This is a genomic window from Ruegeria sp. CE9 (assembly GCF_056537425.1).
Window position 1 is genome coordinate 119,682 of sequence record NZ_JBQFRO010000015.1, and the last position, 14,164, is coordinate 133,845.

Annotated in this window: 13 protein-coding genes and 1 pseudogene; 6 read left to right on the forward strand and 8 right to left on the reverse strand. The window is 52.4% G+C overall.

The window, feature by feature from the left end; all coding sequences use genetic code 11:
- Positions 1-17 precede the first annotated feature (17 nt).
- Together ACR0B3_RS21905 and ACR0B3_RS21910 are read left to right on the forward strand one after the other, a co-directional pair.
- Entirely contained in the window at positions 18-524 is a 507-nt protein-coding gene (locus tag ACR0B3_RS21905; RefSeq protein ID WP_480810913.1) for a hypothetical protein, read from the forward strand.
- Between the two features lie 66 nt (positions 525-590).
- Positions 591-1,163, forward strand: coding sequence for a hypothetical protein (locus tag ACR0B3_RS21910; RefSeq protein ID WP_480810914.1), 573 nt, complete (start codon positions 591-593; stop codon positions 1,161-1,163).
- Between the two features lie 235 nt (positions 1,164-1,398).
- Here the strand turns inward: ACR0B3_RS21910 and ACR0B3_RS21915 are convergent, their stop codons facing one another.
- Both ACR0B3_RS21915 and ACR0B3_RS21920 read right to left on the reverse strand, forming a co-directional pair.
- Positions 1,399-1,812 (reverse strand): ABC transporter substrate-binding protein, encoded by a 414-nt coding sequence (locus ACR0B3_RS21915; protein ID WP_480810915.1) that lies wholly within the window; start codon positions 1,810-1,812, stop codon positions 1,399-1,401.
- 103 nt (positions 1,813-1,915) lie between these two features.
- On the reverse strand, positions 1,916-2,605 hold the full coding sequence (locus ACR0B3_RS21920) for a helix-turn-helix domain-containing protein (RefSeq protein WP_480810916.1): 690 nt from the start codon (positions 2,603-2,605) through the stop codon (positions 1,916-1,918).
- 323 nt (positions 2,606-2,928) lie between these two features.
- Between ACR0B3_RS21920 and ACR0B3_RS21925 the strand changes: the two genes are divergently transcribed.
- Complete coding sequence (locus ACR0B3_RS21925) at positions 2,929-4,941, forward strand: CocE/NonD family hydrolase (RefSeq protein ID WP_480810917.1); 2,013 nt, start codon at positions 2,929-2,931, stop codon at positions 4,939-4,941.
- 563 nt (positions 4,942-5,504) lie between these two features.
- On the opposite strand, the gene ACR0B3_RS21930 is transcribed toward ACR0B3_RS21925, so the two are convergent.
- The 3 genes and pseudogenes from ACR0B3_RS21930 to ACR0B3_RS21940 form a co-directional block, all read right to left on the reverse strand.
- A complete protein-coding gene (locus tag ACR0B3_RS21930) occupies positions 5,505-6,107 on the reverse strand; it encodes a TetR/AcrR family transcriptional regulator (protein ID WP_480810918.1) in 603 nt (200 codons plus the stop codon).
- A gap of 11 nt (positions 6,108-6,118) precedes the next feature.
- Positions 6,119-6,982, reverse strand: a pseudogene (locus tag ACR0B3_RS21935) (crotonase/enoyl-CoA hydratase family protein); the annotation flags it as partial.
- A 223-nt stretch (positions 6,983-7,205) separates the two neighbouring features.
- Complete coding sequence (locus ACR0B3_RS21940; protein ID WP_480810919.1) at positions 7,206-8,102, reverse strand: LysR family transcriptional regulator; 897 nt, start codon at positions 8,100-8,102, stop codon at positions 7,206-7,208.
- A gap of 86 nt (positions 8,103-8,188) precedes the next feature.
- On the opposite strand from ACR0B3_RS21940, the gene ACR0B3_RS21945 reads away from it, so the two are divergent.
- On the forward strand, positions 8,189-8,968 hold the full coding sequence (locus ACR0B3_RS21945) for a dienelactone hydrolase family protein (protein ID WP_480810920.1): 780 nt from the start codon (positions 8,189-8,191) through the stop codon (positions 8,966-8,968).
- A 333-nt stretch (positions 8,969-9,301) separates the two neighbouring features.
- Here the strand turns inward: ACR0B3_RS21945 and ACR0B3_RS21950 are convergent, their stop codons facing one another.
- Positions 9,302-9,904 carry an NAD(P)H-dependent oxidoreductase gene (locus tag ACR0B3_RS21950; RefSeq protein WP_480810921.1) on the reverse strand — a complete coding sequence of 201 codons (603 nt, stop codon included), beginning with the start codon at positions 9,902-9,904 and terminating at the stop codon, positions 9,302-9,304.
- A gap of 136 nt (positions 9,905-10,040) precedes the next feature.
- Positions 10,041-10,535, reverse strand: coding sequence for a nuclear transport factor 2 family protein (locus tag ACR0B3_RS21955; RefSeq protein WP_480810922.1), 495 nt, complete (start codon positions 10,533-10,535; stop codon positions 10,041-10,043).
- A 118-nt stretch (positions 10,536-10,653) separates the two neighbouring features.
- Here ACR0B3_RS21955 and ACR0B3_RS21960 point away from each other — a divergent pair, with 118 nt between their 5' ends.
- Positions 10,654-11,559 carry a LysR family transcriptional regulator gene (locus tag ACR0B3_RS21960; protein WP_480810930.1) on the forward strand — a complete coding sequence of 302 codons (906 nt, stop codon included), beginning with the start codon at positions 10,654-10,656 and terminating at the stop codon, positions 11,557-11,559.
- 675 nt (positions 11,560-12,234) lie between these two features.
- Positions 12,235-12,483, forward strand: coding sequence for a hypothetical protein (locus tag ACR0B3_RS21965; protein WP_480810923.1), 249 nt, complete (start codon positions 12,235-12,237; stop codon positions 12,481-12,483).
- 616 nt (positions 12,484-13,099) lie between these two features.
- Here ACR0B3_RS21965 and ACR0B3_RS21970 read toward each other — a convergent pair.
- Positions 13,100-14,164, reverse strand: a 1,065-nt coding sequence (locus ACR0B3_RS21970; RefSeq protein WP_480810924.1) for an alpha/beta fold hydrolase, incomplete at its 5' end; no start/stop codon positions are given.

The following is a 14,164-nucleotide window of genomic DNA, read 5'->3' on the forward strand; positions in this document are numbered from 1 at the left end:
ACTTGGTCGAGGTGCTGGTGCGTGTGCTGAAGGTCCTCAAAGCGATCGTATATGCCACTAGTGCTTGGCAGAATCACTTGTGCAGTTTTGGCAGGAAACAGCGAAAACCGTCTGGTTTCGAGAACCGACGGACTGCATCTGATCATCGACAACCCCATGGCTATTGTGGCATGGGCCAATCAGGCATCAATCTGACCCAGATTGCAGTCTCTGGATGCGCCGGTCATCGCAACGGTCTCTATCGCTTAGACTGTGCCGCCCAAGGTCATGGCCAACGTGTCATGATCGCACAAGGTGAACACTTTATTTTGCCAAACAGCACCAAGGCCGCTTTGTCGGATGTATTGTACGCGGGTGAAGGAGGCGCCTCTCTCTGCCGAAGGGCGGTGCTTGGCATGCTTGGTTCCTGCGTGACCCAACTGAAAGTCAAAGGATTGCTGATCTTGTTTAATCGCAAATTTGTCCGTCAATCGAAACCGAACATCACCACGGCATGTGCCAATTTTGGCCAGGTTGAAATTTGATTGCCAAGCTTCCGGGTAGACTGCACGGTGTTGCTGGGGGCCATGTACTTGCGAAGGATCGAATAGATGCAAGATGCATTAGAGACTTACAAAGTCGCTATTGAGATTGGAAAGATGTACATAATGGTGCTGCAATTCTTCATTGCGGTTTGTTCACTCTTCGGTGGCTGGATTGTCGTCAACGGGCTTCCGCGTGGTGCGTCGGTTAGAACACTCTTTGCAATCACGTTTCTTGCCCCTACCGTGAGTCTGCTGTTCGCGCTTACCAACCTTAGTAAGAGGGCGGAAGCGGCGATCTTCTTGGCGCGTGAAGCTGCGGAAAGAAATGGTTTGGAACTGGATGGCCGAGCGTTCGCGATGTTCAGGATCGAGTCTGACTCTCCCTATCCACCCTATGACTTGATTGGTATGGGTGCCGTAATCATAGGCATAGTTGCACTGATTTTGCTTGCGAAAGAGTATCAGTCGAAACCAAAGGAGCAAGAGGCTAATATACCTGCACAACTTGCTGAGGTTGCGGTCGTATGTCATCGGCAAGGCATTGAGCGCGAGGATGCCCTTGCATCCTTCGCAGCCTACTATGATGCTGCTGATGCAACTAGTCGAGCTAACCCACCCCTCCGCGATGTCCGAAGCTGATCTGTCTCCACTCTGTCTCATTCGCAGATGGGATTGTGGGCTTGGCATTCCAATTGATCGTCGTCTGATTGGGCGAATTCGGCAAGGTCACTTTCAATAGCTATGATCCGAAATTAGAGGCAGCCGACTTCGCGAGGTCTGGCGGTTATTGACTTATTATAAGCATGGACAGGCCTCAGACAGCCGGTAAGTCTCGCTCCAATACATAACACTCCGACCGAAAGGGTGGGCCGCGTTAACACGGATTGCTCGTCAGATAGGGGCTTTCATTTGCCGGATCGGCGATCCGCTCGATTGAGAACTTGACGTCATCCGCGATCATCTGACCAAAGCCGTCGGTAAAGCTGATATTATCACGCAGTTTGAAGGCGATGGTTAGATCGTCCAATTGCACGATGTTTTCGACCGCAACCGGGCTCCAATCCCAAACGCCGCCTGCAGTATTGCCAACCAGCGGCGCATAGATCGCGCGCATGATATCGCCTTGCGGCTGAGACAGCCAGAACGCTGGATCCAGCACCTGAAGATCGCTGTAGGACCGTACCGTCAAAATCTTCCGATCCGCACTGACCGCCATAGGCGGAAACGCAAGACTGGCCGCACCAATAGCTCCAGCACCAGCAAGCACCGAATGGAGGGACAAGCCCATAGATTGATTCTATTTCATTGTCGCCTCCCCATGAATTGCGATGAACGATCCCGTTCGGTCCTTCGCGGCCTTTCTGTGCTGAGGCCGACCGGGAACGGATGGCTTATCTGCCTGCTCTTTGCTCGTGCGTCTGTGTTGGCGAAGATGCCTCATCCTTTTGCGCAACTGCTGCCAATCTGGGGATGATTACTGGCGAGACGACCCAAATAAGACGCGCGGGCTTATCGCTTTTGTTGCGCGTGTTGTGCAGAATCTTGCCAGGATAGCTAAAACTATCACCGGCACGAACGGTCACGGTCTCGTCGCAAAGCCGCAAAACCAACTCGCCTTCAAGAACATAGCAATGATGCTCGCCCTCGGTTGTGTAGAGGGTTTCAGGAACGCTCTCACTGTAAGGTGGGTAGTCGGAAATCCCCATGTGGAACGCGCTCCCAATTGAGGCCGATAACAAAGCGTCCGAGTACCCTGCTTTCTCAACGGATTCACCGTACAGTAAATTCAGGTTTCGTCGATTTTCCTGCCTTACGACGTATTTCCGCTCAAGCGGCCCCGAGCCTTGTCGAAAACTGAAAAACCATTCCTCTGCAACACCCAATGCTTCAGAAATTTGCGTGAATTTGCGCAGTGTCGGGCTTACTGTACCCCGTTCGATTGCACTCAGGTGACTGACGGAAACTCCGCTCGCTTTGGCCAAGTCGGAAAGGGTCATTTGCCTGGCTTTCCGCAATTCCCGGACTTCGGATCCAAATGCTGCGAGATCTTCTTTCTGAGGTACTCGAATTCTTTCAGTCATGCGCAAATTGCTCACGTTTCTTTAAGACATCTTGCTTGTAAAGTAGCGTATCCTAATTTTTCCGATATCAAAGAAAAAACTTTGAAAATTCTTGTTTTTGCGACTAACCAGAGGTAATCATTGAATCAATACGGCCCATAACTGCACAACATGACCCTAAGTGATATTGGGCTAAATCCCGGGCCAATCCTTTGATAACTATTTGATATAGATGGCTATTCCAATGGTATCTGCAAGAAAGCTAGCTTTGAGCGCATCGGTTGCGGAAAAGTTGAGCCTCAGGATGTGGCAGAACTGTTAACTGATTAGTCGGAAAGGAAACCATGAGCGACATCACCGTCCGAACCGAATTCCCCCGCAAGATGCGCGAAATCGAAAATACCTGGATCACCATGCCGGACGGTACAAAGCTGGCGGCCCGGATCTGGCTGCCGGAAGATGCTGAAAGCGATCCGGTTCCGGCAATTCTGGAATACCTACCCTATCGCAAACGCGATGGAACGGTCGAGCGCGATCATCTGACTCACCCCTATTTCGCCGGCCACGGATATGCCTGCGTCCGCGTCGATTTGAGGGGGAGCGGGGACAGCGAAGGCGTCTGTAAAGGGGAATACCTGAAGCAAGAGCAAGATGATGCACTGGCCGTCATCGAATGGCTTGCTGCGCAACCCTGGTGTACGGGCAATGTCGGGATGATCGGTATTTCCTGGGGTGGTTTCAATGGCTTGCAAGTGGCTGCAAGACGGCCCCCGGCACTTAAGGCTGTCATCTCTTTGTGCTCGACGGATGACCGATACGCCGATGATATCCATTTCATGGGCGGTTGTCTGTTGATCGACAAACTGCAATGGGGGGCTGCTGCCCTTTCTATTGTCAACACGCCGCCAGACCCAGCTATTGTGGGTGAACGCTGGCGTGACATGTGGTTGGAACGGCTGCAAAACAACGGATTTTGGATGCTGGATTGGTACAAACACCAGCGGCGGGATGAGTTCTATGCTCACGGCTCGGTCTGTGAAGATTACTCGGCGATCGAAGTGCCGGTCTACATGGTCGGTGGATGGGCGGATGGTTATACCAATGCAGTGTTCCGCACACTCGACAACTTACCCGGACCCAAGAAGGGACTGGTGGGGCCTTGGGCGCATAAATATCCGCATTTTGCCAAACCAGGACCCCGCATCGGTTTTCTTCAGGAATGTTTGCGCTGGTGGGACCAGCACTTGAAGGGCATCGAAACCGGCATCATGGAAGAGCCACAGCTTCGTGCTTATATCCAGGATCCGGCTCCACCTGCCACATTTCGCGAACATCGCGATGGAAGCTGGGTGGCCGAGCCAGGTTGGAGCGGATATGCCGTTGAAACAAAGGCGCTATACCCAGGTGAAAGCGGACTTTCAGAGAACTCTGGTGACGACTTCATACTCAGTTCAGCCCAGAACGCAGGCGGCACAGCAGGGGTCTGGTGCGGCTACGGGATGGTGCCAGACGCAGCGATGGACCAAATGGGCGAGGCTGGCTTGATGACTTCGTTCGAGACGGAACGGCTCAGCGAAGACATGGACTTGCTGGGTTTCCCAATGTTGCACACTGAAGTCACCTCGGACGTGTCGCAAGCCAATCTTGTTGCGGTTCTCTCAGCCGTGGATGAAACAGGCAAAGCGACTCTCATCAGCTATGGCGTTCTGAACCTGACTCATCGCAACAGCCATTCGCATCCTGAACCCATGCCGATTGGCCAGCCACAATCTGCAGTACTTCAACTCAATGTTTGTGGCCAACGGATTGCAAAAGGCCAACGCCTTCGCCTGTCCTTTGCGACATCATACTGGCCCGTTATCTGGCCTTCTCAAACACAGGCAACCTTGCATCTGAATGGCGCCAGGCTTGATCTGCCTGTGCGGCCAGCGCGCCCGATGGATGCAGAGCTTTCGGCGTTCCAACAGCCGGAAAGCGCCACCCCGTTGAGTTCGGAGGATGTGTCAGACGCACGATACGAAAGAACGCGCACCATCGACTACGTCACTGGAAAAGAAATCCAATCCATCCTCAATGATAGCGGAGCACAGACCCATCTGCACACCGGAATTACGGTAAGCAACAAAGCCACCGAGAGATTTGAGATCCACCCGGACGATCCGAATTCAGCCGTAGGAACCATGACCTGGTTGAAATCCTTCAGCCGCGAGGATTGGAGCGCCGAGCTTAAAACCGAGGTGACGGTTTGCGCCCTGCGCCACACTTGGAAGATCGAAGCCGACCTTACCGCGCGCGATCAAGACGGCGAGGTGATTGCCCTCAGATGGAGTGAAGAGGTGCCACGAGATTTGGTTTAATAGATCACTTCGGAACGCTTCGATCTACCAGTGACTGGTTTTTAATACTCCCGAGATAAAGCCGACCAGGGTGCGACGCAGTCGCTTCGCACCCTGGTCACGTCTATTAGTTCTGACCACTTCGTTTGCCCGACCCTTGGGGCAAGCCAACTGCGGCCAGACGCTCAGCCTGATTATTTTATTACGGGCAGTGCATGAGCTTCCATCATCAATTGCGATCATCTCGACAACGGCCATCAGACCGACCTGACGAATTTCATAGACTTCGTTCGAAGATGTTTTCAATGCGTTCACTCTATCGATCAAGTGATCGGCAAGAGAAACAACCGTTTTTCTAGATTCATCTGTTCATACTGATTGATTACCCCCAATCGCGATTACCCGCAGACCGGGATGGCTATTGTATGTGAAGCCGTGCCCCGACAGGATGATGTCCTCAGGAAATTGTGAACGTTTGAATGAGATTATGAACTGATTTGCTTTTTGATAATTCCAAATGCCATTCACCCTTAGGTGGCAAGAGCGTCAATGGGAGTAGGATTGCGATAGATCCCCCTCAGTTTCTATTTTAAGTAGACCTGAAACAACGCTTTGGCAGTTTGACCAAAAAGCTTAAGCCGCCCGGTTCGCTCCATCACCAGCAACCCAACGGCGTGGGACACAATATTTGCAGTGACCAGCTCTGGGTCACATTGGCCCTCCGCTTTGTAAGCGTCTGAAATCAAATCAAATATACCACGCAGTTGAGTGTTTAGCTGAACGTCCAGCCCAGGGTTCAACCCTGATCTTCCGATGCCGTCATAAAGGTACAGCCCCAAGGCTAGATCATCCGGGCGCGTTTCATAGAACTCGAAAAATGCTGTCATCGCGGTGAGTCCTTGATGCTCGCTGCCCGCGTCATTCAGGCAGTTTCTTAAAAACGCTTCAAGATCGACAAGAGTATCCTCCAACACCTTTCCATACAGCTCATCCTTGTTGGCAAAATACGGATAGATTGCGCCCGTCGTCATACCGGCGGCCGCGGCAATCCCCCGCATTGTTGTGCCGTTCAGGCCAGACGCTGCGAACTCGGACTTTGCAGCAGCGACAATCAGAATCCGGCGGTTGGCATGCTTTTCTTCCATTCGTCGGGCGCGCGCGAGCACTTTGGCACTAAGTTCGGGCATGAAAGGCTCCTTTAGCCGCCGGGATTGATCGAGCGATCCAGGGTCCAGTCATATGTCCCCAGGTCACGTTCACGAACGGCGTTCTTCCAACTCGTTTCCTCGGCGCGTCGTTTAAAGGCCATGCCTTCAGGCGAATGTCGCGTGATCCCGTCAAAAACAGTTGCGATCATCTGGGTGTTTTGCAGGCCCATCGCGTCGATTGCTTGGTTGATCATCAGCTTCTGCATCATCAGTTGGTTGACAGGCACGGTCGATATCCGTTCGGCCAACGCTTCGACCTCAGCATCCAATTTGTCGCTGGGAACTGCCTTGTGTATCAATCCAATCCGCTCGGCTTCCTTGCCGTCGATCTTGTCACCGGTCAACAACAGGCTCTTGGCTTTTTCTGCGCCCAGTCGATAGACCCAATGCGCCGTGGTCGGACATCCCCAAACACGAGTCGGCATGTACCCGATCTTGGCATTCTCAGCCATCACGACAAGATCCGAACTTAGCGCAATATCGGACCCCCCTGCCACCGCATAGCCGTGAACCTTACAGATGACGGGACGATAGCTGCGCCAGAGCGACATGAAATTCTGCGTGTTTCGCATCATGAAGGCATAGTCCTTCATGGGATCCCATGGCATTTCCCTCTGTGTGACATTGTCGCTTAAGGTGTTTTCTGCATAGTAAGTTAGATCGTAACCTGCACAGAAAGCGTCTCCGTTCCCCGACAGAACGATCACATGAACGCCATCGTCCGAGTTTGCCTGATGAACAGCTTCGGCCAACTCTACAGGAAGATCGTCATCAATCGCATTCAACCGTTCCGGACGGTTCAACGTAATCCGCCCGATCCGCCCGTCCTTCTCATACAAAACCTTCGCCATTTCATCGCTCCGTTGCTTCCAAGTTCAATTTTTCATAACAATGTTATCAAAAAATACATACATCGACATTATGTCTTCGCGACCGATTGCCAGAATCATGATCGCTGCGGACTAACGCGTGCGCAATTTTGATAGGGCAGGATCCCCATCCGCGATCTATGCTGCGCGCGAATTCGTCGAAGCATTCACTTAGTTAACCAGGGCACTTTTCTTGTTTTCGGACAGGTTAAGTGGAGCAGGATTTCAACAAATCCCGCATCCAAGAACTTTGTGGATCATTTCTTGCTCTTCGGTGCCACGCAGCGAACAACTTTACTTCCGGCAAAGAAATGGGGAGTGGTTTAGCGATTAGGCGACAACCTACCACATCAGTCAGCGATTTGGGTGCGATTGTCAGGCTGTGATTGTCTGCCAGCAATACGGGGAGTGTCAGGAAGCTGTAGCATAGCGTTTCTATCTTACGTGACGCACCTTGCCGCTCCAAAAGCTCATCCAGAATGGTCGTTTCACTGTTGCCGCGCAGGCTGACCAGAACATGGGGAAACCGGGTTAACTCTTTGATCGAAACAGATCTGTCTGCCAACGGGTGTTCTGGCGACATATAGAGCATCAAGGGATCAGTTTTGATCAGCGTCGCTGAATAGCTCTCAGGTAGCATCCCGGGCGAGCCGATGATGAAATCCACGGTGCTCAAATTCTGAATGGAAGCCACATCGGATCGGCTGAAAGGCCGAAAGGCGATTTTCAAGTATGGCGCCTCCCGTGCCAAGTGGGAACGAAAGGGGGCAAGAACCGTTGCGATGGCAAAATCGGTGGCCAGAAAAGTGACTGTGCCAGTTGCACTGGTAGGGTCAAAGACATGTGGGGATGTGAGGTTTCGCAGGCCCAACAGCACATCGCTGATCTGACCGCTGAGATCTTCGGCGCGTTCCGTTGGGGTCAGGCCATGGCTGCGCCGCTCAAACAGCGGATCATCAAAGATTTCGCGCAAACGCTTCAACGCGCCCGACACCGCAGATTGCGACAGGTTCAGCCGCGCTGCGCTTAACGTTGCCGAATGCGTGTCCATGAGTGCTTCGAACACCAAAAGAAGCTGCGGGTCCAACATTCTGATATCAGCCATGACGATATCATATTTCAGTATATGCGCTTTGCAATGATATCATGCCGCTTTTAGGTTCCAGATCAGTTCCATTCAGAGGATCCAAAATGTCGCTTCGCAAACTGGCCATCGCCAGCCTTATCCCTACCGCCCACACACTGATCGGAGCATCTGCCATGGCCCAACAGGTTATCGAATACAAAACCGAAACGACAACTTATGAAGGTACGTTGTTTGCGCCAGAGAACACTGGCGCGTTGGACGGCGTCGGCGTTCTGATTGCCCATGATTTCCTTGGACCCAGCGAAAACCAGTTCTCTATGGCACGTGATTATGCCGCCAAGGGTGCGACCGTATTTGTAGCGGATTTCTATGCCAAAGATGTGCGCCCTGAAGGACCCGAATCCGCCACAGTTGAAGCCATTCGTGTACGCGGTGCCGTGCCCGAACTGCGTGCAGCGATGAGCGCGGCACTTTCGGAGCTGACAGCGCAGGGTGTCGATGCAAACCGCACCGCCGTGATCGGGACAAGCGTTGGTGGTCTTGCAGCTCTGGAACTGGCACGCACGGGTGCTGACCTTGGTGCAGTGGCCGTTCTTTGGGGTGTGCTGGAAAACACTGCAGCCGAAACGGCACTAAAGATCACGGCACCTGTCACCCTGTTCCAGGGTGACCTCGATCCGCTTGCACCTGCTGGGGCACGCGACGCTATCGCAGCCGAGTTTGAGGCAATGGGCGTTAACTATGATCTGCAGGTTTTCGAAGGGGTCGCCCACGCATTTACCCTGTCTTTCATGGGCACCGATACAAGCAGCGGCTTTGCCTATGACGAAGCTGCGACCCAGCAATCATTGGCTCAGGTAGAAGCAATCCTTGAAGGGTTTTGATTGAGATTGCCTACTTTTGCGGTGAACCCGAAAAGGCAGGCAAACAACGGTGGTGATGGAGCGGGTTATGCTACAGCGAACACCAGATTCGCGGTCGCCACCGAACTGGGGCTCCAGTAACAAGTCACATCAAATTTTAAGTGGTTGGCCGTATCAAAGCAAACCGCGAACATAGCGGAATCGGTTTGACCGAAACGCACTGTGGTTAAGAAATCCGCTGATCTGGGTATACAGTTCACCCTGACTTCGGTTCGCTCAAGAGCTGCGACTAATCCTGCGCGCTGCACCAATGTCGGCAGCTTAATATCTCGGCGGACTTGCTAAGGGTTCGGATTAACTCACCGCAGCTGCCAGTTTAGGATTTGCTTCTAATTCTTTCAACAGACGAGCCTGCCGTACCGCAGGATCAAGTTCAGGATCACTGAGATGCCGCAACATGGGAACAACGCTCGCTTCGATTTCATCAGTCTGTGCCTGCGCCATACCGTGAAACACAAATGGGCGAAGATAGCGCATATGCGCTAGCAGTGCGGTCTGCTGGAAGGGTTTTAGGAACTCGTCCACGGAAAAGTTATTGTAGCCACCTGCGTGATAGCTATCGGCAGGACCGCCCGTGGAAATGAGCAGAAGCAACTCGCAGCCGCTGAGCTTATCACCACCTGGCCCATAGGCAAACCCGTAGGTCAAGACTTGATCCATCCATGACTTCAGTACAGGCGGCGCTGAGTACCAATAGAATGGAAACTGAAAGATGATCCTGTCATGAGACAGGAGCGCGGCCTGTTCCGCAGCAACATCAAACTGCATCGTCGGACCACCGATTTCGGTCAGGTTGCGGACCGTAACATCGGATGCTGAAGAAAGGGCATCTAACCAAACCCGATTGATCTGGGACTGTTCAAGGTTTGGGTGCGCAGCGAGCACAAGAATTTTCATTGCCGAGTCTCTCTCATTTATCAATTGAATGGTTTGTGATCAGCAGTTCATAAGACGTGGCGATGCTGTATCGCCGGTCTTGATAGAGCCTCAACACCGTGACCGCGCCCTGTCAAAGGGCGCGGCGCTGGTTTGGTTATTCGGCCAATCGATCAACCACAGGTGCGAGCTGGTATTGCGACCAGAAGAATGTGTTTGCTGCGTCCTGATCAGCCGAGAGGTTGGTGGCCTCGACAATGCGACCGTTCTCAATGCGGTAAACGAGCGCCCAAGTTGTATCTACGTTCGGCTTGCCTTCCGCGTTGGACCAGCCACGGTGGATGTCGACCACGTGGTTTTCGTCAGCACCGAAGTAGATCGGCTCTGCCTGGAAACCGGCAACGGCAAGCTGGCCAAAGAACGCGAGCACTTCCTCTCGGCCGTTCAATGTGCCACTCAGGGGGTGCCGACCTGGAATGTGCCATTGCACGTCTTCATCCATGACGGCAGCAATACCATCCAGATCATTTGCGCCGTAGGCCGCAAAGAAGTTCTGGACGACTTGGATGTTTTCTTCCGGGGTTCCGGCCATTGCGATGCTTCCCGTTGCTAAGGTGGCAGCGACTGCCACAGATCGAATGATGGATTTCATGATTTTCTCCTGGAGGTCTGAGGACACGGCGGCATTGACGAAAATCTATACGGTCTCGATTTAGTTGATAATCCGCTATCAATCTGTTTCTTTATTAGATCAAATCTATTAATTGAAAGTGACGGAGGGCTGGATTGTGCGGTTGCCACTCGCAACACTTGAAGTTTTTACTGCCATTGCGAAACAGGGCAGCCTTCGCGGCGCAGCGGATATTCTTGGAATCAAACCTGCCACGGTCAGCCAGCAACTTAAAAATCTGGAAACCCAACTTGGGACGACACTGTTCATTCGGACAACGCGATCAGTCAGTTTAACCGAGTCTGGACGGGCGCTGCTACGAGGATCAGGGCCTGCTTTTGATCAATTAGAAGAGGCTGTAGAGACTGCAAGAACCACCGGACACGCGGCGCGCGGCCGCCTTCGGATCGCGATGGCAGAATACATTTACGACCTTTGTGTGGGGCCGGCCCTAAGCGCTTTTTCGACGCAATACCCAGAGATTGAGATAGAGCTTTCCATCACTGACGCGCTGTCGGAAATTCTGGATGACGGCTTCCATGCGGGTTTCCGCCTGGGGGATCGGATTTCTCAGGACATGGTTGCCGTGAGGATTACGCCACCACTTGATCTTGTGGTCGCTGGAAGCCCATCCTACCTGAAGGCGAACGGCACACCGAAAGTGCCCGCTGAGTTGCTTGAGCACAATTGTATCCGCTACCGGCTGCATTCTTCCGGCAAAGTTGCGGCTTGGAACTTCAAGTCATCGACTGGAGAATTTGCGGTTGATGTTGATGGGCAGTTTATCGTCAACACTTTACCGGCTTCGCTTGATTTGGCCCAGCAGGGGTGTGGTTTGATTTACACTTTCAAAGACTATTGTGCGGAACAACTGGGAAACGGCAATCTGGTTTCGATGCTCTCTCAGCATCTGCCAGATACGCCTGGAGTGTACATCTACTTCCCGAGGGAATACCGGAACATGATCCCGCTACGCTTGCTTATTGATCATCTCAAGCGGTCTTAAGAAAAGTTGATTTCCCTTTGTTCTCACAATCATTTGGGGAGGCTAGGTCCCTGGGCAACACCTAAAGCAGTTATCGAGTTGAAGTTCTTTCAGTGTCGGTTTTGTCCGTCGGCGGTGAGGTCGAAAGCCCTCAATGGCTTTGTTGCAAGGTCCGTACGTCCTAATAGTTCTAGTTCGGTAGAAGTTTTGACAAGCCTTCAAGGAAATTGCGGTGGAACCAAACTACCGTTACCGGAATCGTCCCAGGGTGTGAGGGCCGCCCATTTCATATTGTTGAAGTAGCAGGGATGAGTCCTTCTACACCTCGGACACTCTCAGGCACGTGTTCAATGAAGTTTGATATCCGCGTGGGGACAACTGTGGAAGAATGACGGACGGCATAGAGTGGCAGTTGCTTTTGCGTGTACCCTAACGAGACCGGCGCGTAGCAACTTTTTTCAAAGATGAATTCACCGATTTGTACGACGTTGTCTGCTGGTTTGTATTCCGATGTCCGGTTGGTCGGTCGGTTCAGTCTAAATAATTCAATTGGATATCGATTTGGCGACATACAAATGCAGTAGATTGTTGGATTTGTATGTCAATGTAAGTCGTTGTCAGTAAAAATCTATCCCAATCGACAAGCACAAACTACCCCGGGAAAGATGCTTCTACTTTAGCATTTTGGAGACCCAAATGATGGAAAATGAAGAGACTTACTTTCGTCAGGCAGTTGCTGGAGCACGCGCCTTCAAAGAAACAGAAGAGACAGCATCGTCGCTGGATTGGATCGATGATTTGGAAGGCATCGCGATCAACGGAAGCCACGAATTCATGATCAAATCTCTCAGAGAGCTCGACAGGCTTGCAAAGTCTGAGAACGAAGAGATCAGTGCGAAAGCTAAAGCAGCGCTCGAATTGGCGCTGGAATTGACCAAAGTCTAAGAGGCCCGGGCTATCTCTGATAGCGAGCGGGGCCCGGGAAATTCGGACCCCGCCCCCAGGGGTTTAGACCAAATTTGTGCCGAAAGCCTGCGCACCGGCCGCGAAGAAAAATGCACAGATCTGGAACTTTTGAGCGCGTTAAACCGCACCGCCCTTAGCGACCCTCGCCTTGTGTACCGCGAGGCTGTTTTCAAACGTGGTTATGTTATTTACGCTTTCCTCAAAGCGCCTTTTGAAATCGAGATATTCTGGGCAACGTTTGCCGTTGTCTCGACAATCAATCATTAACTCTACACCAATTTGATATTCCTTTGTCAGCCGTTCGCTTGTGTTCGTACAGGCTACGAGTGCTAATAGGACAATGATAGGCGCAGATCTCAACATTGCTTTCTCCGCATTGGGATCTCAATTCAGCAGGAAACCGTCAGGGTCGCAAATAGAGCGGGCTAGGAAAAACAGCAGCACAGACCTAGCAAAGCTAAGCAACTTGCTCAACTGCATTGGGAATAACTACCCAAATCCATTACGGCCGTTCAGTTTGTCCAGCAAACAACTTTGAGTTACCGAGCGCTGGTCCAGATCTTCGTCTCGCCGTAACAAAAGTCCGCAATGCGGACTAAGCCGACCTTAGAAAATCGAGCGATACATGCATAATCGTTTCCCATGCGTCTGTTCCTGGCAGAGGCACGTGATTTCTACCTTCCACGATTCTCAACTGTGCATCTTGCAGCAACGAGGCCAGCAAGCTAGATTGGCTTATTGGATTGACGGAATCTTCAGTTGTGTGAACTACGAGGACCGGCACCCGTACTTTGTCGAGGATATTTGATACGTCGAAGGTGTCTATCGAACGCCTCAGTGCGATCGCAGTGTCCGGTGATGCAGAGGCCAACTGCATCTTGCACATGTCATCAATCTGCGCCGCCGAAGCATCGGGCATAAATAACGTCGCATAAGCCTTGCCAAATGCACCGCTTGGCTTGCCCCAACCTTCTGATATGAGGTCAAGGAAGGTATCCGCCTGAACAGAGTTGGGTTCGGGCTCACGGACGGTGCGGCCCTGAAAAAAACCACCGTACAAGACCATTCGGCTGACGCGCTCAGGATAGGCGACCGCAAATGCCAGTGACACAGGCACCCCCTGTGAAGTCGCCCAGATCGGAAAGCGTTCGAGTTCGGCGTCGTCGGCCACAGCAAGCATGTCCTCGACCAGCCGTTCAAGCGCGAAGTCCGTCGCGGACGTTCCCGAAAGCCCGGTCCCCCTCTGATCGTATCTCGTCAGAGAAAAATGAGCGCCAAGGCGATCAAGCGTCGGTCGCCTGACTTCACTTTCCCAATCCATATTCAAATGCGTCAGGAATTGCCCGGCCCTCATCAAAGGCGGACCTTCGCCGCTGGTAGCGTAGGCGATGACAGTGCCATCCGCGGATCGAGCAGCTTTGGTGATCTGGCGATCAGAGCGTGGTGTAGGTGTATCAGGGCTTGTCCACGCGACGCTGAAGACTTCAACAGAGAACCGATAACCCCGCTTACTCAGCGTTTCGAGCATGCGGTTCGCACGATCGTTGTCGCCAATGGCCCGTCTGACCGTGAGCCTCCCCAACTGAACTGGTCCACCGTTATGTTTAGGGAACGGAGGACCACGAATGGCAAACAAGCGACCGAAGCCCGAAGAGATTGT

Excerpts from the sequence above, each read along its gene's own strand:
- ACR0B3_RS21910 (WP_480810914.1), top strand. The coding sequence starts at position 591 with ATGCAAGATGCATTAGAGACTTACAAAGTCGCTATTGAGATTGGAAAG.
- ACR0B3_RS21915 (WP_480810915.1), bottom strand. The coding sequence starts at position 1,812 with ATGGGCTTGTCCCTCCATTCGGTGCTTGCTGGTGCTGGAGCTATTGGT.
- ACR0B3_RS21920 (WP_480810916.1), bottom strand. The coding sequence starts at position 2,605 with ATGACTGAAAGAATTCGAGTACCTCAGAAAGAAGATCTCGCAGCATTT.
- ACR0B3_RS21925 (WP_480810917.1), top strand. The coding sequence starts at position 2,929 with ATGAGCGACATCACCGTCCGAACCGAATTCCCCCGCAAGATGCGCGAA.
- ACR0B3_RS21930 (WP_480810918.1), bottom strand. The coding sequence starts at position 6,107 with ATGCCCGAACTTAGTGCCAAAGTGCTCGCGCGCGCCCGACGAATGGAA.
- ACR0B3_RS21940 (WP_480810919.1), bottom strand. The coding sequence starts at position 8,102 with ATGGCTGATATCAGAATGTTGGACCCGCAGCTTCTTTTGGTGTTCGAA.
- ACR0B3_RS21945 (WP_480810920.1), top strand. The coding sequence starts at position 8,189 with ATGTCGCTTCGCAAACTGGCCATCGCCAGCCTTATCCCTACCGCCCAC.
- ACR0B3_RS21950 (WP_480810921.1), bottom strand. The coding sequence starts at position 9,904 with ATGAAAATTCTTGTGCTCGCTGCGCACCCAAACCTTGAACAGTCCCAG.
- ACR0B3_RS21955 (WP_480810922.1), bottom strand. The coding sequence starts at position 10,535 with ATGAAATCCATCATTCGATCTGTGGCAGTCGCTGCCACCTTAGCAACG.
- ACR0B3_RS21965 (WP_480810923.1), top strand. The coding sequence starts at position 12,235 with ATGATGGAAAATGAAGAGACTTACTTTCGTCAGGCAGTTGCTGGAGCA.